Source organism: Candidatus Latescibacter sp. (assembly GCA_030692375.1).
In the GTDB taxonomy this organism is placed as follows: Bacteria; Latescibacterota; Latescibacteria; order Latescibacterales; family Latescibacteraceae; genus JAUYCD01.
Window position 1 is genome coordinate 1 of record JAUYCD010000184.1, and the last position, 20954, is coordinate 20954.

Below are 20954 nucleotides of genomic sequence, written 5' to 3' on the forward strand. Positions count from 1 at the left end.
CCTATTCCCAGGGAACCAAGGTCGGTAATGTCATCTATGTCGCAGGTCAGCTCGCCCACAGCACCGAGGTGGATGAAAAAGGGATGCCGAAACAGGACCTCATGACCGGAAAGAATTTCGAGGAGCAGTTCAAGGTAACCTTGGAAAACATCAAGAAGGTGCTCGCCCATTACGGCGCCACCATGGATGATGTGGTGTTCCTCCAGAATTTCGTCGCCCCGCTCAGCCGGGATAAGAAACTCAAGGCCGGCGATTACAATGCCGCAGCTTCCAAGCTGGTCCGCGAGTACTTCCCAAATGGCCTCCAGGCGATGACCTTCGTTGATGTGGTCGCCCTTTATGGCGGCCAGCAGTTGGTTGAGTCCAATGCCATCGCGGTGATTTCTTCCAAGAAATAAAGGTTTTTCCTTTGATTATCCCCTTCCCTCGCAAACAGGGGGAAGGGGTGAATAATCCGGATATAGATATGGTTAATGCCTGTTGCAAAACCTCATATTAAATACAAATTTGTTGAAAGAATCTTCTTATCATCTTTTATCATTCTAATCACACATATCAGTGGTTCAGACAATCTTTTCCCTCTGTACCTCTGTGCCTCTGTGCCTTTTCTTTTTAATTTTCCAGCCCGCTGGTGATGATGTCAAGAAAACCCTGCGAGATCTCTACGAGAGTGGGCGCTTTATCCCAGTCGTTATGATACCGGGAAATCGAAACCGAGAGATAGTCTTGCGAAACCCCCCCTTTTCCCCCGGGCTTGGGGAGTATGATCAGGACAGCCATCAACTCACGGTGGGTGATGCTCAAAGCTTCGAAAGCTTCGTTATAATTGTTTTTAAAAAAACAGTCGCCGTCCGACCGCAGACCGGTGTATCCGTTCAAAATGCTGATATTTTGGCTGTTCAGGGATAGAAAAACCGGGATCTTGTTTGCAAGCAGAACATTGAGCGCCCGTGTCGAACAATCTTTAATGAGATAGGCCTGCAAATTATACCGTATGGCAAATTTTCCGTACATTTGCAGCCGGGTGAATGTTTTTACAAGCTCTTCATCATTCCTGTCCAAATCTGTCGGGAGCTGAGTAGCCATATTTTCCATTTCTAACTTTTGATACTCTTGTTCGCCTGGAAACGTTCTATAGAAAGATAATAACTGTTCGATCACGCCGTGACGGTCCATCCTGGGAAGTTCTATCTCCGCGGTTTTGGGAAGATCGTCGGGATTGACGGTATCTTCGCGGAAGATCGAACCGGGATCCGCCAGCTCCGAAGGCAGGGGGATATACTGCATAAACATCGCCATATCCTCCTTTATTTTCATACCGATCTCGGAAGGTGATGCAGACTCCAAAAATGAATCGCGGATAATGCGTTGTATTACATCTCTCTCCACCTCGATGAATGCAATACTATAGGCAAAAGTATCATAATTCTTGCCCAGAGAAGAATAAATAACAATATCCGCTCCCAACGCTTTACCTACCTCGACCGCCAGATCACGGGTATTTACCCACTCGGGTCTTTTTGTTTTTCTTAAATACTCTTCTGATTTCTCGCGGTCTATGATTTCCAAGCTTCCCTTACGGTTCAGTTCACGGATCATGCATCCGGCCATGACATCGGCGACCGGGCGGTGGGAATCATTTCCTATATGCGGGGAGGTGACCAGGATTTTCACCAGTCTCTGCTGTTGGGATTGCGTACCGCAAGGAAACAGGAAAACAACAAGAATACATAAAAGAATCGTGCGCATAACCATGATTCCCTTTCATGAACACCATATAGCTCTCCGACGGTGTTCTTTCAGACGTTCAATTTTCCTAAAAGATTCACCGGAAAGCACCAACACGAAAAAGCCTCAATAACTTACCCAAAAGGAGGTTCCCCGGCAAGTATTTTTGAATTTCAAACCGTATTTCGTATATTATCGTAGAAACACCGCGTATTTCAATTTTTTCACAAGCTTTTCAGTCCCCCATGAGGGGATTTAAGGGGTTTGTGAAAAAGCACTTTTATTGAGTGAAATCCTGCTTTTTCTAAACTCACCTCTTGGTCTCCTCTATATTCTAGAGAGGTGATAACTCGTTGCGAGCCTTCTAGTTCCCCCTCTATAGTATAGAGAGGGGGTCAGGGGGTGAGTTTCGGCGGAAAAAGAAAAGGACAGGCCACCATGCGCACAAAACGTTTAGTATACTATTTCTTATCTCTCATTTTCGTCTTATTTTTTTTCGGATGTGCAAATCTCTCCACGATTCCCCTTGAGATGGAACCAGTCCAGGTTTCAAAGATGCTAGAAACGGACTCGAAACATCTGAATCTGGTTATTCTCGATGTCCGCACGTCTAAAGAATTCGATCAGAGCCACATCGGGAAAGCCATCAATATCGATTTCTATTCCCCCACATTAAAGAAAGACCTGAGAAAGCTCGACAGAACGAAAAGTTATCTCGTGTACTGCCGCTCGGGAAACCGCAGCATGCAGGCGCTGAAGATCATGAGGGAACTCGGATTTGGGAAAGTCGCTTCCATCACCGGCGGAATCATTAAGTGGCAGAGCGCGGGATTACGGACATTAACCACGGAGATGGAACAGGAAACACAATAATAATGCAAGGATGATGGATGAAAGATAAAAATAAAAAGACAGAAGACAGAAGTCAGAAGACAGAATAAAGGATGAAATGAAAGGCAGAAAATGAAATGAAGGGTATATGTTGGGGCAGGCCCCCGTGCCTGCCCAAAAGGTGCAGGATAAAAAAGACAGATACAAAAATTCTGTTTGTTTTTTCCTCCGAAATCGTTATATTTCATTCATTCAGAATTTCGGTATTTCGTTAAGGAGGAAAATATGATACTCACTGTGCAGAACCGCGGTACGATCACCATTTCCCGTGAACTGAGGAAAAAAATAGGGATTGCTCCCGGCGATCCATTGGAAGCGTCGGTTGAAGGAGGAAGGCTGATCCTTACTCCGGTGGTTGTGGTGCCACGAACACTCATCCTCTCTGAATCGGGTAAAAGGCTGGAAGAAGAAGTAGACCAGGAAATAAAGGATGGGAAAGTCAGGGCTTTCGAGTGTTTGGATGATATGGAAAAATATCTGGAGGAATGATGATAATCGCCTTGGCGGAGTCATTCAGGAAAGATTTTCAAAAATTACCGGAAATAACCCGGAGAAAAGTCATCAAACAAATAAAACTGTTACAAATTGACCACACCCACCCATCACTTCATATAGAGGGTATTGTTAATCGTCGGGGCCTCTATTCCGCCCGAGTTGACAGGCGATATAGGATTTCGTTTGAATTCACAGGAAATGACACAATTCTGCTTCGGCGCGTCCGCGACCATGACGATCTGTATTTGACACCTTAAAACTCACTCCCTTACCTCGTGGGGCTTTCTCCTATTTCGCAGGAGCGCCGAGTCCTCTCTCTTTTGTTTTTCCCTTTGTGCCTCTGTGCCTTTGCCCCTTTGTGCCTTCTCTTTTATGCTTTTTTCTCCATCGCCGCCACCGGGCCCCTGTTGAAAAGAGTTTCCTTCTGCGCCCGATAGGCGATTTTAAGGTACGGCGTTTCCAGCTTCTTCCCTTTCTGGTAGGAGGATTCCATCAAAGCCGCCAGCGCCCCCGTGGTCAAAAGCGTCCGCTCCACCGGGTAGGCCGGTTTCCCGGTGACCATCATCTGCTCTATGAAATAGACCAGGTTACTGAAATGGCTGAACGGCCTTCCCGGTTGCAGCCATATCTGGGTGGAAACCGGATCGCTCTGCCCTTTGATGTCGGCGGCGAAACAGGTGGTGTCGATGTGCCCGTTCAGGAGATACGCGGCGGTCTGAAGCCCGCTCCTGTACTCGATGATGAAAAGGATCGGTTGTTTGACATTTGCCCGTGGACTGCCCGGCTTACGGTCGGGGCAGCGGGAAAGCCCGCACTCGAGTAAACGTCCTGCCCAGGGATTGGCGTCGGTCCACTCCCACACCGGGGCGCCTTCCAGGCACTGCACCGAGGCAATCCCGGTCTCCCCTCCCTTGCGCCGCTCCACCATGCACTCGAGGCTCTCCAGCAAATGGAAGCCATACGATTCCTTTCCGCCGTAAAAAGCCGCCACCGCACGCTCCACCGGCGCGCCCATCTCAAGCTCCAGCGGGGGAATGCGCCAGGCCAGCGGCAGGGATGAACCGGCCATCAGCGGAAATTCCAACTGACGGGACTGATCGTACATCCATTTCGCCTCATCCCAATCATACGAAAGGTGCTTGTCAGTGAAAACGGGCACGGTGCGGCCGCTTTCACGGAAAACGTCTATAATTTGCTTGTACAAGTACCAGCGTGGATAAAGATGTTGTTCTTTTATATTCCATGCATAGTTGCCATGCTCACCGATCAGGACTACGCCTTCCACCGCCAGCTTTCCCCCACCCCCGGTGAGCGCTCCACGGATAGTCGGGTATATCTTGACATTGTGCTTTGCGGCCATATCACGGCTTATGTCGTTGGCGGGAACCTGGTCGGTATACATGGATACGATCTCCACCTGCGGGGCCCGGCGGATTCCATCGTATTCATACCCTTCGAGCAGCCTTGTGACAATACAATCTGCATGTGAGTTGAACCGGTATTCGGTGATGACGGCTGCAATTTTTTTCCTGCCTAAAGAGGGCCCGGCCCAGGCGCTTACTGCCGGAATGAATGCGAGAGAGGCGCCCAGCATCTCGCGTCTGGTGAGAGCGGAGAGAGAATTCAGGCGTTTGGCGTTCGACATGGATTTATCCTCATGGTAAAGAAACGGCAGTTTATTTATACATGACGACATAGATGCGGCAACAAGTTCGGCATGACACTTGTCATCCTGAACTCGTTTCAGGATCTAAACACTCAAAACATGCGCAATTATTTGTTTACCACTGTAAATTCTTTAACTCCGATCACCTGGTTCGTATTGATCAGCCGGATAGATGCCTTAAAACTGCCCGCTCCCCAGGTATGGATAAATGAACCGACTAAAATGTGCGCGGTGTAATAGGTATTTATGATTGGGATTATATGAATCAGTTCAAAACCGGAAGAAGTATTCCGATAAATATCAAATTCCAGGTTTGAACCTTTCAAATCATCTTTGGATTCAATCCGGTAATAAATAGTTATCCCGCTCTCGGCGGGATTGTTGATAAATGTGGAGCTTTCGCCTACAATATTCCACCCTGAGATTCCGATACCGAGAACCAGGGAATCGGTATATATAATCGATGAGGTTGTTTTATCGCTGCTGCATGCGGAAATTAAAAAAAGAATAATGCAGAAAATAAATACTGCAAAAGGCTTATGCATCCTTGGTTTCTCCGGCATAAAGAGTATGTATAACTATATCGGGCATGCACACTGAGGGGCCGCTCCTTCCCCAAGAAAAGCATCAAACTTTACTGCCGACCATTCCGGTATGGCGGGAGGAGAAACCGGCAGCTTTCCCTTTATTGCCGGTCTCGGTAAAAGCACCGGTTTAGGAGGTATTTTAGAGCTGATAATCTTCGGGACCGGAGGATCGCCGAGAGCGCCTTCGATGAAAGCTACCGCATTCCCGTTTTTATCCCGGAAATATCCACTCTTGAATGTACCCAGATACATCCCGTTGAATGTGAATACCGCATCCCTTTTCAGGAATGCTTTGGGATTCCCCTGGTTACTGTAGATCGTAATATCGGCGCCTTCTTCTCCAAGCCAGCCTACAACCTCCCCTCTTTTGTCAAAAATGCCTTTCATAGGTATTTTCCCTTTCCTCCTTTTAAAAGGAATGGATTTCAGGAATCCGAACCGTAATATATATGACGACATAAATAATTGCGCATGTTTTGCGTGTTTAGATACTGAAACGGTTTTATCGTTCCCGCGAAGCGGCAACGAGTTCAGGATGACACGTGTCATGCCGAACTCGTTTCGGCATCTATCTTGAAAAGAAACGCAATAAAATATGTCGTCATGATCGTCGTACTTTTCTTACTGTATTCTTTTATAATTTCGACGGTTGTTTTGCCTGGTCCTGATGCTCCCAGCAGTATCCGTTCTCGTTTGTGGTCATCCGCGGGCACCTCTTCCCGTCTTTGGTTATTCCCTTGCACATCACCGCAGGGGCAAAAGTCTTGCCTGGTTTGACCGGGTGCGTTGATGCGGGCGCCGGCTTCTTTACAATCATGGGAGTGGAAAGTTTCCCCGTGGAATCGGACTGAGCTGATACACCAAACCACTTGGCAATATCCACAGTTGCTTCCAGAGAACTCTCCACTTGATCCGGGATATTGGGAAAGAAGTTGATCCCCGTTAAAGCCTCCACAGAATCGATTGAAACCGCAAACGCCTGGAGAGGTTTTTTTGATGGTTCATTGGGTAGAATGAAACCTATCCCTTTTACATCCGGTTCTTTGTAGTCCAGAATTACCTTGAAGAAGTATTTCGGAACAGCAACCTTGTCAGGCCCGATGACTGACAGATTCCCTTTCAGAACCGGGCCGGATACCACATAGATATCCTCATTCTCCTCCGCCCAGATCCTTACCTGTTTTTCAAGGGCATCCCAGGGCCCTTTTCTGAACCCGGCTTTCTGGGGAGAGATGGTGCTCATAAGACAGCATTCCGATGCCGCCATCTTGGACCATTTCATATCCCCGGACGATGCCAGATGGCCTTTTTCATATCCTGAATTCTTGTAATCACTATCCTGGGCCTGACCGGTTTTTATGTCAGGATCGAGCCGGTAGTCTTCGGCAGCCGGTATGGCGCCATTCGCCCGCCCTTTGTTCAGGAAATAGATCACCCAGTCGGCCTGCTTATACTGGCGGTTGAATTTGAGCGTGTAGGCAAAATGGCGCACGATTTGATCTTGCGGACCATTGGCGGGTAAAAAATATTCCAGCGGTAATTGCCCGTATCCGGATGATGCATACAGACCTGAAGCGATCATCCAAGCAGCGATTTTTACGATTTTCATGCATTTACTCCTGGTGGGGTTTTCTGATACTGCTTTTAAAAAAGTATTTCTTTTTGCATGTCTCTTCCAAGTATGAGTATCAACCAGCCGGATTTATTCCTAAAATATAGTACAAATTCAGCGGAAAGTCCAAAGATAGAAAATTACCTGGCACAAGGGAAAAAATATCCTTTTTGTTGAAGAATGAATGCTATATTTTAGTTAAGTTTAGTTAAACCCCAATCCGGCGATAATTTTATAAAAAGTACTTGCATTATTTGTATAACTAGTATATATTACAAGGTGTTATGATAAACTATATTTTGGGATTCCCACACACCTTGCAGGTGCAAAATGAAAAAGAGCCAAATTCTCCCGTTCGAGTATGAACTTACCGATCAGCCGATTACCGGGATGGGTGGTCTTCCGATATTTCTGGCGGCGGCGATTTACCGACGAAGAGATATTTGCCGCGCTCACCGGTGTCCAGGATGCCTTGAGCAGAAGTGTTCTTGAAGCGCGCAGATACGCTTGTTTGACCCTACCGCGGGCACGCTAATGCAGTGAAAGTATTGTTTCTGCCCACCAGGTGGGCAAAACATACCATAAAAACAATTCGGTGCTTAGGGCCAGGTGTGCACTGTCGCACTCAGTTTTCATATCCCCCGATCGAGAAAATTGAAAAATTCATCGATCACAGGAAAACAAACTTTACTACCAGAAGAAAATAGACCTAATCAACTATCTTTTTTGCATTTTCCTCTTTCTTAAATCCTTATCGCTGGATTGGGGTTAAAGATTATTCGGTCAGGATGGATGAAAAAGAAAATTCGGCCATAACGAAGTATATGTATAAACGGCAGATCGAACTTTCCATGTAATAATACCAGTCGCATGTAGCAAAATATCCTTTTGCTTTTTCTTGTTATTTAAGAGTATTTTTGAAACTCAATCGGCTTAAGAGTCTTATTAATTATTACAAAGGTCGTCTATAAATGAAAAATTACACTGATGAAGAAATACAAAATTTCATCCTTTGTCCAAAACATATTGTAGAACCACCTTTAAAAGATTTTAAAGAGGAACGTGGTCATTTGCGTAATAATATGAAACTTGAATCCCTTGATGGTAAATTGGGATTTACAGTTTTCATGCGAAAAAATGAACATTTTCAGGAAAACTTTTCCATTGGTATGGATTTTAATCCGAAAGATGAACCTGGTAGTTTTTGTCTGATACGATTTAACGGTCCCCATGGCGAACATGTGAATGATCTACTCGACCCTAATCCTCACTTTGGTTTTCATGTTCATGAAGCTAAACAGGAAATGATTGAGGCTGGTTATTCGCCTGAGAAATTCGCTGCAATTACAGGCACTTATGCGTCTTATGAAGAAGCCGTGCGTGCTTTTATAAAAAAAATTAATATTATAGATGCAGACAAATATTTTCACCCTGAACAAATTTCACTTTTTAAAGATAAAAATATGGGAGTGAATCCATGAATTATCTTGAATTGCTAAAACCGCAATTTAATAACCATGTTACCATAAGGGAAAAACGTCCCGGAGTCATGCAGCTTGTTGCGCCTCTCTATCATGAGGATGGCGATATGATGGATATTTTTCTGCAAACTATGAATGAAAGCAATATCATTCGAATCAGCGATTATGGAATGACTCTCATGCGGCTGTCTTATTCATATGAGTTGGATACTCCCAACAAAGAACGGATTTTTAATAGAATTATTTCCGAAAATCAGGTTAATGAAGATAATGGTATCCTTTTTATTGAAACGAAACCGGAATCCCTCTATCCGGCAATCATGCAATTTGCGCAGACTATCGGAAAAGTGTTAAATATGCGGATTTATAAACGTGAGGTTGTACAGAGCCTCTTTTTTGAAATCCTGGATGAAATTATAGATACACAACTTTCACGATTTAATCCACACCATTCTTTTCTCCCTATCCCTGAACGCGATGATCTTGAAGTGGATTATTTATTTGATGTGAAACCTTCCCCCATTTATCTCTTCGGCGTTAAAGATACTGCAAAAGCCCGTCTTTCTACAATATGTCTTCTCCAGTTTCAGCTGAATAAACTTAAATTTAAAGGTTTCATCGTACATGAGGATTTTGAGAGTTTGACCAAAGAGGATCGTATCCGTATCACCAGCGCAGCTGATAAACAATTCCCTTCGCTCGATGATTTCCGCACCAATGCTCTCCAGGTTTTTGAACGGGAGGTCGCCTGAAACACAGCGCCCCGCCGATTTTAGCCATCCTATTCTTTTTGTGCCCGTCCGTTGTTTTCGCACAGGAAACGGACGCTGTCCAAGGTTCTACTCCTTCAGTAAAAGCTTTCCGTGTAGACAAACCGCCGGTGATCGACGGCAAACTGGATGAACCGTTCTGGCAGAAAGCGGATACAATCACCGACTTCATTCAGCGTCAGCCGCACCTTGGCGAGAAGGCCACTTTCCCGGTGACAATCCGGATCGCTTACGATTCCAAAACTGTCTACATCGGATTCGAGATTCACTCCGGCGACCCCAAGCGCCTGATCTCCACGGTACTCCAGCGCGATGGCAGTGTGAACGCCTATGACGACCATTTCGGGTTCCGGTTCGATACGTTCCACAATCACCGTGACCTTTACTACTTCTATGTCAATCCGCGGGGAACCAAGCTGGACGGCCATGCGAGCGATGAGGGCGTGGTGAGCGACAACAACTGGGACGGCGTCTGGGAGGTGAAAACGAGTCTTCTTTCCGACGGCTGGGCGGGTGAAGTGGCCCTGCCGCTTTCCAACTTCCGATTCCGGGAGGGCGATGATGCCACCTGGGGGTTTGCCTGCATCGTTTATAATTGGGCCACCCAGGAAAACATCATGTGGCCTGACATGGGCAAGAACAGCCGTAAACCATCCCTCTTCGGGCACATCACCGGCCTTTCCGGCCTGGATAAAACCCGTCCACTGGCTCTCATCCCCTCCCTGTCGCAGAATTTGAATTTCGGTCGTCACGAGAAGATTCCTTCCTCTCCCCCATCATGGAAGTCGCTGCCGGACAAAGAGCAGTCTGATTTAGGGCTGGACATCCGCTACCGTCCGGCCAGCTTCCTGGAAAGCAACACCGCGGTCAATCCCGATTTCGCCACAGTGGAGGCAGACCAGTTCCTGATAAATCTCTCCCTGGATGAGCTCCAACTCCCGGAAAAGCGCCCGTTCTTCACCGAGGGACAGGACCGGTTCGTAACTCCCATTCAGCTCCTTTACACCCGGAGGATCGGACTTGGCGACCAGGAGATGATCGGCGGTGAGAAGCTGCACGGCCAGGCGGCGGGCTGGTCTTTCGGCGCGCTTGATGTCCTGACCGGTGAAAAGTGGCGCCCGAATTTCAATTTCTCTGCGGTAAGGCTGAAACGGGATATTTTGCGCTCTTCCACAATCGGATTCATGGTGGTAAGCAAGGATTCGCTTGGCGCCGGCCCAATCAACCGTGCCGCGGGATTAGACCTGAATCTCCAGATCAACCGCGCCACCCTTGTTGTCGCCAATATCAACCAGAGCCAGCGTCGGGGCGCGAAAAAGGACGGATATGCCGGATACCTGAATTTCAGCTATGGGGAGAAGCTGTTCAATTCCCAGGACAATGTCAGCTTCACGACCACCTATGAAGACATCACCGCTGATTTCGACATCCGTGACATCGGCTATATCGGCAGCACCCGCCTGGACCGCCGGGGCTTCAAAAGCAGCCTCGGGTACGACTACTGGGTGAAAAGCCGGGGAATCAGCCGCTTCTCTGTCTCCTCGGGGGGCTGGTTCTACCAGAATCACGCTGGGGATGTGAAAGTGCAGGATGGTTTCAATGCCCAGTTTTCGGTGGAATCGCAGAGCCTTATCAAACCCGGCATTCTGATGGAGAAGAGCTATATTTTCCTTCCCGGCGGCAACATTGCCTATCATAACAACCAGCGCAATTACTCGCTCAATTTCGGCCCCTATCCCCGGTTCATGGGAACGCTCTCCTGCCGCACCGGGGATAATAACGGAAATTCCATCCGCTATTCCTCCGCCAATCTCAGCCTCAAACCTACCAATCACATGACCGCAGCGGCCACCCTGGCCTACCTGGAGAGCAGACCGCTCGCGGGCGGAAAGAAAACTTTCAGCACTATCGGCAACCTGATGGTAATGTACCTGTTCACCCAGGACCTTACCCTGCGGGTCTTCGTACAGGGAGACTCTTCCTCGAAACTCTACCTTGCAAATGCCCTCTTCCGTTACGAGTTTCATCCCGGCAGCGTATTCTATCTCTCCTACCGGGAGAACCGCGACGACACCCTCCATGATTTCACCCCCACCGACCGTCAGGTGCAGGCAAAAATCAGCTACTATATGCATCGGTAAGACTCACCTTAATTTTCTCCGTTCATCTGATGTCCCCAAATCGCTAAAAGTAAAATGGAATGAAGAGATCGCCAGATTGACCAGAATCTGACATATTAGAAGTGGGGCTTTAAAAACTTTTCATTTCACACCATCCCTCTTTCCCCTTGACATGCTTTTACTCCCCCATTATTATGCACATATCCTATGCTCATAGAAAGGAAACGAAATGAGAATTACAGAAGCGATGAAAGCTTTTCTCCATCATCTCATGAATACTCAACGGGAAAAAGCAGGTTGGAAAATATTGAGCATGGCCGGAAAGTCCAAGGTGTCTCCCCGGGCTCTTCATATACTTGAAGAAGATCGAATGGTATCTGATCGATTCTGATTTCGAGTTTTTCTCTCTTTTTTATTTTTCAACTTTGCGATCTTTGCGAGAAATAATCTTTAAAATCTTGATACTGTATTCTGTTTTTTTATTCCTTTCATCCTTTATCCTTTCAAAAGGGGGTTCCATGTCGCATCGTATGTCACGCCGTCAGGCTCTCGCTTCGGGCGCCGCTGCCGCCGGTCTGTTTTTCGGCCTTTCAGGAACAAGGAACGCCGGTGCCTGGCCTCCGGGACCGGACGAAAAGCTCGTCCGCAATTTGAAACCCGGCTCCACTCCGATCCGTCTCGCATCCTATCTGGGGCGAAACGCAAAGGAAACATGGGGAGACGCCATGAAACGGCTCAGGGATAGCGGCTATACCGCGGTGGTGACAAGTCCGGAGCCGATTATTAAGCTGAACGATTCAGAATTGACAGAGCTTCGTTCGGCGATGAAACAGTACGATGTGGTGGTCTTCGAGGTCGGCGGCTATACCAACATGATCCACCCGGATTTGGCCACCCGCCAGAAAAACCTGAAACATCTCGCCATGTGCATTGAGACCGCTGACAAAATCAATTGCCCCATGGTCGGCACCATCTCCGGCAGCCTTGATCCCGTGAATTTTTTCAACGTCACTCCCGAAAACTGGACGGAGAAAACCTGGAAGATGCTCGTCGAGAGTATGAAGCAGGTCCTGAAAGATACTTCCGGCATGAAAGCCGCCATCGGCATGGAGGCCCAGGTCACTACAAACATAGACGGCCCCAAAGCGCACAAACGGCTTATCGATGATGTGGGCGACAAGCGGTGCGCGGTGAACCTTGACCCGGTCAACATGGTTTCCCTTGCCACATACTATCACACCACCGAGCTTTTGAACGAGTGCTTCGACCTTCTCGGAGAGAGCATCCTCGGCTGCCACGCCAAGGACACCTACATTATTCCCGACCAGCAGACAGTGCATGTGCAGGAGGTCTGTTCAGGAAGGGGGGTCATGGATTACGAGACTTACCTTGTTCGCCTGAGCCGGATGAAATGGCCGCGCGCGCTTCTCCCCGAGCACATTCCCAACGACCAGTACGCCGAGGCGTACGCTTACATACGGAAAGTTGCGGCGAAAGTGGGGGCCAAGTTCTACGGGTGAAAGCGCCGGAAATGGGCATAAAAAAAGACGTCCTCGTGAACGAACGTCTTTTCTGTCTCCCCGCAAGAGCGGTTCAGGCAACAAACTGCAGCATGGTGAGAGTTGAAATAATGAAGTCATTGGCGACGACGGCGAGAACAGCGGCAGTAGTTTTGATCATTGTATTCATCCTTTCCTGAAATTGTTGGTTTTGCTTTCATTTCTTTTTTTGTTTTACTTTCATTCCTCTTTCTGGTAAGTATGACGAGATTTGCGGCGGATTTATTTCAATTTTTTTTATTTGGAAAACATTCATTATGACAGGCCAGGCAGTCACCTCATCTCCTGTTGCGGAGCGCGCTCGCCGTCGCATCATGCGCCGTATTCTCCCCTATCTCTTTATTCTTTACGTCATCGCCTACATAGATCGTGCCAACGTCGGCATGGCGGGGTTGGAGATGTCAAAAGCTCTGGGCTTCACGGCAGAAGTTTTTGGCTTTGGAGCGGGCATTTTCTTCATCGGCTATTTCCTGCTGGAGATTCCCGGCTCTCTGATTGTCGAGAAGTGGAGCGCTCGCGGCTGGATTGCCCGCATAATGATCTCCTGGGGGATAGTGGCTGTTGGAATGGGCTTCATCCACACGGCGACGCAGTTCTACGTGATGCGATTCCTGCTGGGAGCGGCGGAAGCGGGATTTTTTCCCGGAATTATTGTCTACCTCAGCCACTGGTTTCGGTCTGAGGATCGGGCAAAGGCAATAGCCATGTTTATGGCGGCAACCCCGATTTCCTTTATCATTGGCTCGCCAATCTCAGGTTTGCTGCTTGGAATAAATTGGTTCCATACGGATGGCTGGCGCTGGCTTTTCATTATTGAAGGCGTTCCCGCCATAATCTTTGGGATAGTTACAATCTTTTACCTGACAGATTGGCCGCACCAGGCTAAATGGCTGGAGGCTGATGAACGCGAATGGATTACCTCAGAACTGGAACGGGAGAAGCAGCTCAAACAGAAGAAGCATTCCTACCGCATCTGGGAAGCTTTTAAAAACCGCGATGTCATCCTTCTGACAGGAGCTTATTTCCTGATCGTCACCAGCGGGTATGGTCTTAGCTTATGGCTTCCCGTACTCGTAAAAAAAATATCCGGGTCATCTAACGTAATGGTCAGCCTTATCGTTACTCTTCCTTTTTGTTTTCAACTGATCTCAATGTTGCTGGTCGGCTGGTCGTCTGATCGCACAGGGGAGCGGCGTTTGCATACAGTCGTACCAATGATCGCACTTGGCATCGGTTTACTGCTGAGCGCTGTTCTGCAGAACAATGTTGTTCTTTCAGTATCCATGTTATGCCTTGCGGGGGCTGGCTTGGGTTATTTGCCTTGTTTTTGGTCCATTCCAACGAGCTTTCTTACCGGGGCCACGGCTGCGGCAACCATTGGTCTAATTAATTCGGTGGGGAACCTCGGGGGCTTCGTCGGGCCATCTGTCGTAGGCTGGTTGAACACGGCGACTGGTTCTTTCTTCGGAGGCTTGCTTTATCTATCACTATCAGCGCTTGTAGGGACTGGTTTGATTCTTGCACTTCGGCCTGTCAAACAGAAGGCGGCGGCGGCAGAAAAATAGGAAAAAAGCGCACATCTGTCGTTACGTACAGGAAGTATACGGTAAATAGTAACTCTATCTTCCAAGGAAGCGGTATGAGAACTAACTCTGGGCTTGGGGCTTACATCCTGATTGCGCTGGGTGTGATTTTTCTTCTTTCAAAAACCTCGTGTGTAAAAGTTAGTCTGCCCTTATTGGCGACCGCAGCGGAAGGTGATCAAGAACCATTGGCTGTCTTGTTTAGCGAGAGCTTTAATGATTCCCTCCTGCTCCAGCGAGGGTGGTATGACGGAAACAAGTTCAGCATCTCCGGGAAAGACCCCTACTTGGGGAAAGGGTGCATCGAGTACGGTTGGATGACCGGCAGCACGACACCTTCCAGTTCCTCGGGGATTCGTCGCCTCTTCGAACCGACCGAAAAGATTTACCTGCGCTTCTATCTCAAATTGTCAAAAGGTTGGGGATGGACCGGCCGTTCCTACCATCCACACATGATGCATTTCTTGACCACGGAGAACGATAAGTTTCGCGGACCGGCTGCAAGTCACCTCACCGTTTATATCGAACCGTGGAATGGCAGGTTGCGACTGGCGGCCCAGGACATTCAGAACAAGGATATGCCACACGGCCTAACTCAGGGACCCCTCCAGGGTGGTTACAATGGCATGTTCTACGACAGCAAAGACGTCCTGTTCAATGATGACCGGTGGCACAGCGTTGAGGCATTGTTCCAACTTAATACTCTCGACTACAATGCGGACAAGCCAAACGCCGATGGCATTGTCCGCGGGTGGTTCGACGGAAAGTTGGTGATTGACCGGACAGATGTCGTTTTGCGCTCCACGGATTTCCCGGAGATGAAATTCAATCAGTTCCTGCTTTTACCGTACTTTGGGCCGGGTCTGCTCCCGCACGAACAGACGCTGTGGATCGACGAACTTGGCGTGGGTATGCCGTTTCATGTTCATCGGTAGATTTTCACCCCCGCTTTTTCTGCTCCTAATGTTACTTTCATGCCGGTGGTGTCTTTGAGAATCTGCCGGACGCTTTGAACGAGAACCTTCCATGAGGCGGCAATGTTACCTTTTATCGAGCGACTTTTCCTGTTCATTTCTGTTTGTTTCCTTTCTTTCTTCACGATTCAAACCGGTGATCCTGCAAATTTTGACCGCGCACCCGGCTATTCGTACCCGGTCGATAAAACCCCGTACGAACCGAAACCGCATAAGCCCCGTCAGTATGTTGTATACCGCACTGTTGATCCCATCAGCGTTGACGGCCTGCTTCATGAGAAGAGCTGGGCGAATGCCGAGTGGACGAACAAATTCGACCATATACTATCAGTCCGGGGATATGCGAAACCGTTTCTCGCCACAAGGGCGAAAATGCTCTGGGACAGCGATCGGCTGTATATCGCCGCAGTGATGGAAGAACCGAATCTCGTCGGCCATGCGATTCCTCCCAGAGATACCGTCGTGTGCATCGACAACGACTTCGAGATTTTTATCGATACGGACGGCGACGCCCAGAACTATATCGAGCTTCAATTCAATGTTCTGGGGAGTGTCCAGAACATTTTTTTCCAAAAGGAATATCATCGCGGAGGAATCCCCATGGGCTGGCCTCAGCATCTTTACGATCGACCGTACAGCCCGCCCTGGGAACTGGAGGGTCTGCGGGCTGCGGTTCATGTAGAGGGAAGCATCAATTACCCTCTCGATACCGACAGAGGATGGGCGCTGGAGGTTTCCATTCCCTGGAAGTCGCTCAGTGCGGCAAGTCCGAATGCGGAGATGGTTGACCGTGAGGGAAGCTGCCTGAGAATAGGGTTCAGCCGGGTTGAATATCTCTGGCCGGGGGATGTGTGGCCCGTTGCGGACTGGGAGAAGAAAGGGCCCTGCTGGGACTGGACATGGACGCCGAATCTCGCGTATGATATGCATGTCCCCGAGTGCTGGGGACGGGTAATCCTTTCCGGACGGACAGTTATGGATTATAAGGATGAGCATCTGGAAAATGCATTTCCGTTTATCCGGCCGCCGCCTCAGCCAAAAAAGCCGGACATGGGAAGCATGGAGAAAATCAAAGGGGGAACCTATACGATCGGCCCTGACGGCACCGATCCCCTTGATTCTCCCGCCGGGACGGTAACTGTGCCCGATTTCTACCTTGACCGGTACGAGGTTACCATCGTTGAATTCGCCCGGTTTCTGAACGCCGGCGGAAATGACAGCCACTACATGGAAGATATGGCCGATCCCGATTTCTGCGGGATTGTCAAACGGGGGGCAGGCGACTATGCCGTGGCTCCGGGAAAAGAATATTACCCCATCGTGTACGCCCGCCCGGAATCTGCACTTGCCTACGCTTCATGGGCGGGTAAGCGCCTCCCTACCGAGTACGAATGGGAAATCGCCGCGCGGGGAAAGGATGCGCGCCTCTACCCCTGGGGCGATCAGCCGCCAGCGCCGGAGCTGGCAAACTTTGATCACCATGTGGGTCATACGACCCCTGTCGGCTCCTACGAGAAAGGGAAAACACCGGAAGGTGTTTATGATATGGCGGGCAATGTCTGGGAATTGCTCCAGGGAAACTGGAAGGAATATCCCTGGGGCAGAAAGATCGCGGGCATGCCGGAAGGAAGACAGCTCATGCGCGGAGGCGCCTGGGTGACGCCGCCGGAAAATATCGGGAGCACCTACCGGAGCGCCATGAAATATTCCGGCTGGGCGGCAATGATAGGATTCAGATGCGCGAAGGATGCAAGGTAAGCCAATCTTGTGGTGTGCCTGGTATCGGTCTATCCGGCGGCATGGTATAACTCCTTGCCTTGCTTAAGGGCAGGATAAATTACTAGAGACGGATTTTCACCGTATTTCTCGATATCGCTTTCGGTTACCACTACCACATCTTTCGCGAAACCCAAACCGCGCAGGTTTTTGTAAATGGTTTGTGCGGTGCGGCGGCGGTGAATGCCTTCGGGCATGACCACCAGAAGATCGATATCGCTGTAAGGCCCCATCTCGCCACGGGCCGCAGACCCGAACAGGATGATGCGCATCGGACGGACTGCTTCCACCGTTCGTTTCACCAGTTCATCAAGAAGGTGCTGTTCTGGTATGCACTGAATGGATCGAGTGTCTCCGTCTTTGCTCATATTTATTCTCCTCTTACAGAAGCGGCCATAACAGGTAAGTTTCTATTTTATCCTATAGAGATGCACAGCCCAGGGTTTGAAGTCATCCTATGCCTGTAATGGTAACAGAATGAGGTTTTCTCTGTCAAGAGGAATATTCCGCCCGACTTTTTCATTTGTACGGGTGGAAAAATCCCATTCTTTTTCCTGAAAGCGAGAGGAGTTTATTGGGTGAGTTTCCCAAAAGCCCTGCGCCGAACCCGCCGATGAACACCTGCACGAATCCCCTGCCCTCGACCGGTTTGTATCCTGCCGACAATCCGATATCAAGGGGAATTATATAAAGGATAGTGGTGTTTGCCCGCAGTGTGGCGCCGAAAGAGGTCCGGGCGTTCCTTTCCCAGGCGCTTTTGGTGAATCCCCTGCTCCAGCCGGCGCCGTGGTCGGCAAAGAGGGAGCCGCTGAGAAGATGGAGATGTGCAAGGGTCAGCCCCAGCCCACGGTCGGCGTACCAGAGGGGGAAAAAGTATTCGAGGTAGGCGGTCAGGGTGTTCGAGAGGTTGAATCCACCGGCGGATTCATCGCTCCGATACCCACGGGGAATAGTTCCGGGATTGTCGTAGTGGATCAGCCCGTCCTGATTCTGGTGAGCCAGGAAAAGGGCGAATCCCTGGTGTCTCAGCGGAGAAGGAAAATACTGTGATGCTACCACCACCGTGTTATGGCCGGGAATTTCACCGCCGAACCGGGCAAAGCTCTGCTCATGGGAAAGAGCGATCGACTGTCCCCAGGCGGGAACCATGTCGCGTGAAGCCGAATCGGGTATTCGCGCCAGGGAAAACACTCCGAAGAGAGCTGAAGACCGATCATGGCTTCTTCTCACCGTTACTTTCTCGAGACCGCTGAAAAGACGGTACCGGACCCCGGCGCTGTATGTTCCGGTGATCACACTCGGAGCAATGCGGTGGATCACCGGCAGGCTGAACGACAGCTCGCTCCCGCGTTCACGGAACCAGAGGATATGCTTTCCTTCGAGGGTGTTTCCTTCGAGCGCGGTGTCATACAACCGGGCGTTCAGCGAAGGCCAGAAGGAGCGATTGGTGAGGCTCAGGTCATACCCGAACCGTTTCGAGGAAGCGCCGTAGAGAACCTGCGCGTTGTAGGAATTAATTCCGACCGGGTCTCCGCCGAGAAACAGGAATCCGTAGGAAGCACCCTTTTCGTCTACGCCTGCGTAAGGAGTGTGGAGGTAAGGTTTATAAGCTTCCCATAAGGGTATTCCCCTGCTTTCTGGGAGGGAGGCAGATTCCGCTGAAACCGGCAGGTCGGGTTTGAACGGCCCTCCGCTGTCCACTGAAGTTTCCTTGCCCTCTTCGGGACGGAAAGGAAGAAACCGGATTTCATTCCGGCCCCGCGACAGGTAGAGAAAGGACAGGGTTTTCCCGTCAGGCGAAATGAGAGGTTCCTCGACACCGTAGGGAACGGCGGTGAGTTGATATAGTTTTTGTTCCCCCGGTTTCAGGGCATAGATATTCCAGACACCGTTCAGGCTGGAGGAAAAGACTACCCAACGGCCGTCGGGTGAGAAAGAGGGATCATTATAACCGCACCGATCCGGGGCAAAGAGAGTTCTGATTTCTCTGTTCTCGGCGTCAATCAGGGCGATGCCGTTTTCCCCGCCGGAATGGAAAGCAGCGGCGATGGTTTTTCCGTCCGGCGAATATGAAGGACTATCCCAGTACACTCCCGGCAGGGTAACGAGGGGGTGAAGGTTTTTTCCATCGGCATCGAGAAGGATAAGGTCGGTCCACATACCATTACGCCGTACCGCAGCAATGTGTGAGCCGTCCGGCGAAACCGCCGGGGAATAGGTATGCGCGTTGTGCGTGAGACGCTGATGTATTTTAGTCTTCGGGTCAAATACGACCAGATCGGTGGTGTCCAGATCCCGTTCGCCCAGGGGATGAAGGAATGGCTCGCTCAACACCAGCCTGCTGTCAGGGAGCAGGCGGACCCTGCCGAGAACGGAGACAGTGCCGACCGCCTGCTCCATGATTATTCCCCCTTCCCTATTCACCTCCACCAGGGTAATCTTTTCATTATATCTCCCTCGGGGGGCCATAATGGTTCCCTGTTTTGTCCAGAAATGCGTTACATAGGTATCGAGCGGCTCCGAGAGAAGAACCTGTCCCTGGGGCAGACCAATGGCTTTTTCCGAAGCCTTGATGCTGTCGGCGCGGGCGGTGAAATCTGAGAGGAACTCCTTATAGAATTTCACGGACGGTTTTCCGGTGACATGCTTCAGGGCGCCGCTCGCTGCTGTGAAGGGATGCCGGGCCTGCCAGGCGCTGAGACGGGCAAAAGCGTCCGAGCCGTATGTGCGGTTCAGATAGTTCACCATATGGTACCCGGCGAGGTAGACTCTGCCGCCGGGAGGGCTGTAAGAGGTCTCTGTTCCGGCGGCGGAAAGACTCCAGAGACCCTTTCCTTCGCTGAACGAGTCGATGATTGCTTTAAATTCAGGGCTTCTTCCCCGCCCCCCGTCTGTGAACATGGTTTCCGTGTTCGTGGTGATACCCTCTATGATCCATTCAGGGGCAAGAATATTGGTGATGGCCGTGCCCTCGCCCAGAACTTTTGACAGGGCGCCGTACCACCCGAGACTGGTAGTGAGGTGGACATAGTGGGTGTATTCATGGGTGAAAACCAGATCGACCAGGTCCGAAGTGGAGCTGCCAAAGCCACGGATGGTATACAGTGGAGTCTCGAAAAGCGATATTCTATTCGGGAAAGGACTGTAAAAGCCGTTAAAGATATCGGTTCCCGGATTGAGAACGATGGGAATATGTCGGGGTATAACTCCGAAATAGCCGGTTACATCGCCGTGCACCTGTCGGGCCAGGGACAGTACCCTCCGGGCGAACTCTTCATGCCCTTCCGGGTAATAGATGGTGAAATTATTCGTCCTTACAGTCCGCCAGTTCCAGTTCGGGTTGTAGCGGGCAAGGGCGGAACAGGAGAAGGTTACATACAGGACAGCAGCGAGAATGATGGTGAGGCGGGTTTTTCCTGACATTGACAAAGGCATCCTTTCCACTATATGTCTTTCGGATAATAAAGAGACTGCGTTTTTCTTACGTAAATATACTTGATTCACCTTTCCCTTTGCAAACCCAGAGGTTAAAGATTACGGTTTTACTTTCCTCGCAAACCGCTTTTATTAAACCTGGCCATCCCCCAGAATTTTTGTACTAATGTTTGTAACTCCTTATAATGCTTATCGTTATAAGAATAATTTTATGTGAAAGTATTATCGGATAATTGCATGCCTTCTTGAAGGACTGATCCCCCCTGTCCTTTGGACA

At 49.6% G+C, this 20954-nt stretch carries 19 protein-coding genes; 12 read left to right on the forward strand and 7 right to left on the reverse strand.

Annotated elements, in window-relative coordinates:
* Positions 1-398: Rid family hydrolase (locus Q8O92_10940; GenBank protein ID MDP2983831.1), on the forward strand; the 398-nt coding region annotated here is incomplete at its 5' end.
* 214 nt (positions 399-612) lie between these two features.
* Here Q8O92_10940 and Q8O92_10945 read toward each other — a convergent pair.
* A complete protein-coding gene (locus Q8O92_10945) occupies positions 613-1755 on the reverse strand; it encodes a hypothetical protein (GenBank protein MDP2983832.1) in 1143 nt (380 codons plus the stop codon).
* A 411-nt stretch (positions 1756-2166) separates the two neighbouring features.
* Here Q8O92_10945 and Q8O92_10950 point away from each other — a divergent pair, with 411 nt between their 5' ends.
* Both Q8O92_10950 and Q8O92_10955 read left to right on the forward strand, forming a co-directional pair.
* Positions 2167-2601, forward strand: coding sequence for a rhodanese-like domain-containing protein (locus Q8O92_10950; protein ID MDP2983833.1), 435 nt, complete (start codon positions 2167-2169; stop codon positions 2599-2601).
* A gap of 243 nt (positions 2602-2844) precedes the next feature.
* Positions 2845-3108, forward strand: a complete 264-nt coding sequence (locus tag Q8O92_10955) for an AbrB/MazE/SpoVT family DNA-binding domain-containing protein (GenBank protein ID MDP2983834.1) — start codon at positions 2845-2847, stop codon at positions 3106-3108.
* 376 nt (positions 3109-3484) lie between these two features.
* Here Q8O92_10955 and Q8O92_10960 read toward each other — a convergent pair whose 3' ends face one another.
* From Q8O92_10960 to Q8O92_10975, 4 genes are all read right to left on the reverse strand, one after another.
* Positions 3485-4759: a hypothetical protein gene (locus tag Q8O92_10960; protein ID MDP2983835.1), complete on the reverse strand. Its 1275-nt coding sequence runs from the start codon at positions 4757-4759 to the stop codon at positions 3485-3487.
* A gap of 128 nt (positions 4760-4887) precedes the next feature.
* Positions 4888-5325 (reverse strand): hypothetical protein, encoded by a 438-nt coding sequence (locus Q8O92_10965; GenBank protein ID MDP2983836.1) that lies wholly within the window; start codon positions 5323-5325, stop codon positions 4888-4890.
* Between the two features lie 33 nt (positions 5326-5358).
* Entirely contained in the window at positions 5359-5754 is a 396-nt protein-coding gene (locus Q8O92_10970) for a hypothetical protein (protein MDP2983837.1), read from the reverse strand.
* A gap of 247 nt (positions 5755-6001) precedes the next feature.
* Complete coding sequence (locus tag Q8O92_10975) at positions 6002-6976, reverse strand: DNA/RNA non-specific endonuclease (GenBank protein MDP2983838.1); 975 nt, start codon at positions 6974-6976, stop codon at positions 6002-6004.
* A gap of 333 nt (positions 6977-7309) precedes the next feature.
* On the opposite strand from Q8O92_10975, the gene Q8O92_10980 reads away from it, so the two are divergent.
* The 9 genes from Q8O92_10980 (at position 7310) to Q8O92_11020 (ending at position 17224) form a co-directional block, all read left to right on the forward strand.
* Positions 7310-7471: a hypothetical protein gene (locus Q8O92_10980; protein MDP2983839.1), complete on the forward strand. Its 162-nt coding sequence runs from the start codon at positions 7310-7312 to the stop codon at positions 7469-7471.
* Between the two features lie 479 nt (positions 7472-7950).
* Positions 7951-8460 carry a hypothetical protein gene (locus Q8O92_10985; GenBank protein MDP2983840.1) on the forward strand — a complete coding sequence of 170 codons (510 nt, stop codon included), beginning with the start codon at positions 7951-7953 and terminating at the stop codon, positions 8458-8460.
* Positions 8457-9212 (forward strand): DUF1828 domain-containing protein, encoded by a 756-nt coding sequence (locus Q8O92_10990; GenBank protein MDP2983841.1) that lies wholly within the window; start codon positions 8457-8459, stop codon positions 9210-9212. Before Q8O92_10985 ends, Q8O92_10990 begins: the two co-directional genes overlap by 4 nt.
* Positions 9213-9250: 38 nt before the next feature.
* Positions 9251-11371, forward strand: coding sequence for a DUF5916 domain-containing protein (locus Q8O92_10995; protein MDP2983842.1), 2121 nt, complete (start codon positions 9251-9253; stop codon positions 11369-11371).
* Positions 11372-11579: 208 nt separating this feature from the next.
* Positions 11580-11741, forward strand: coding sequence for a hypothetical protein (locus tag Q8O92_11000; GenBank protein MDP2983843.1), 162 nt, complete (start codon positions 11580-11582; stop codon positions 11739-11741).
* Positions 11742-11868: 127 nt separating this feature from the next.
* The gene (locus Q8O92_11005; GenBank protein MDP2983844.1) at positions 11869-12870 is read left to right on the forward strand and encodes a sugar phosphate isomerase/epimerase family protein; all 1002 of its coding nucleotides are present in this window, start codon (positions 11869-11871) and stop codon (positions 12868-12870) included.
* Positions 12871-13166: 296 nt separating this feature from the next.
* On the forward strand, positions 13167-14474 hold the full coding sequence (locus Q8O92_11010; protein MDP2983845.1) for an MFS transporter: 1308 nt from the start codon (positions 13167-13169) through the stop codon (positions 14472-14474).
* Between the two features lie 74 nt (positions 14475-14548).
* Positions 14549-15427, forward strand: coding sequence for a hypothetical protein (locus Q8O92_11015; protein MDP2983846.1), 879 nt, complete (start codon positions 14549-14551; stop codon positions 15425-15427).
* A gap of 102 nt (positions 15428-15529) precedes the next feature.
* Positions 15530-17224 (forward strand): SUMF1/EgtB/PvdO family nonheme iron enzyme, encoded by a 1695-nt coding sequence (locus Q8O92_11020; protein MDP2983847.1) that lies wholly within the window; start codon positions 15530-15532, stop codon positions 17222-17224.
* Positions 17225-17253: 29 nt separating this feature from the next.
* Here the strand turns inward: Q8O92_11020 and Q8O92_11025 are convergent, their stop codons facing one another.
* Together Q8O92_11025 and Q8O92_11030 are read right to left on the reverse strand one after the other, a co-directional pair.
* Positions 17254-17610: a nucleotidyltransferase domain-containing protein gene (locus tag Q8O92_11025; protein MDP2983848.1), complete on the reverse strand. Its 357-nt coding sequence runs from the start codon at positions 17608-17610 to the stop codon at positions 17254-17256.
* Positions 17611-17761: 151 nt separating this feature from the next.
* Entirely contained in the window at positions 17762-20665 is a 2904-nt protein-coding gene (locus tag Q8O92_11030) for a hypothetical protein (protein ID MDP2983849.1), read from the reverse strand.
* Between the last annotated feature and the right edge of the window lie 289 nt (positions 20666-20954).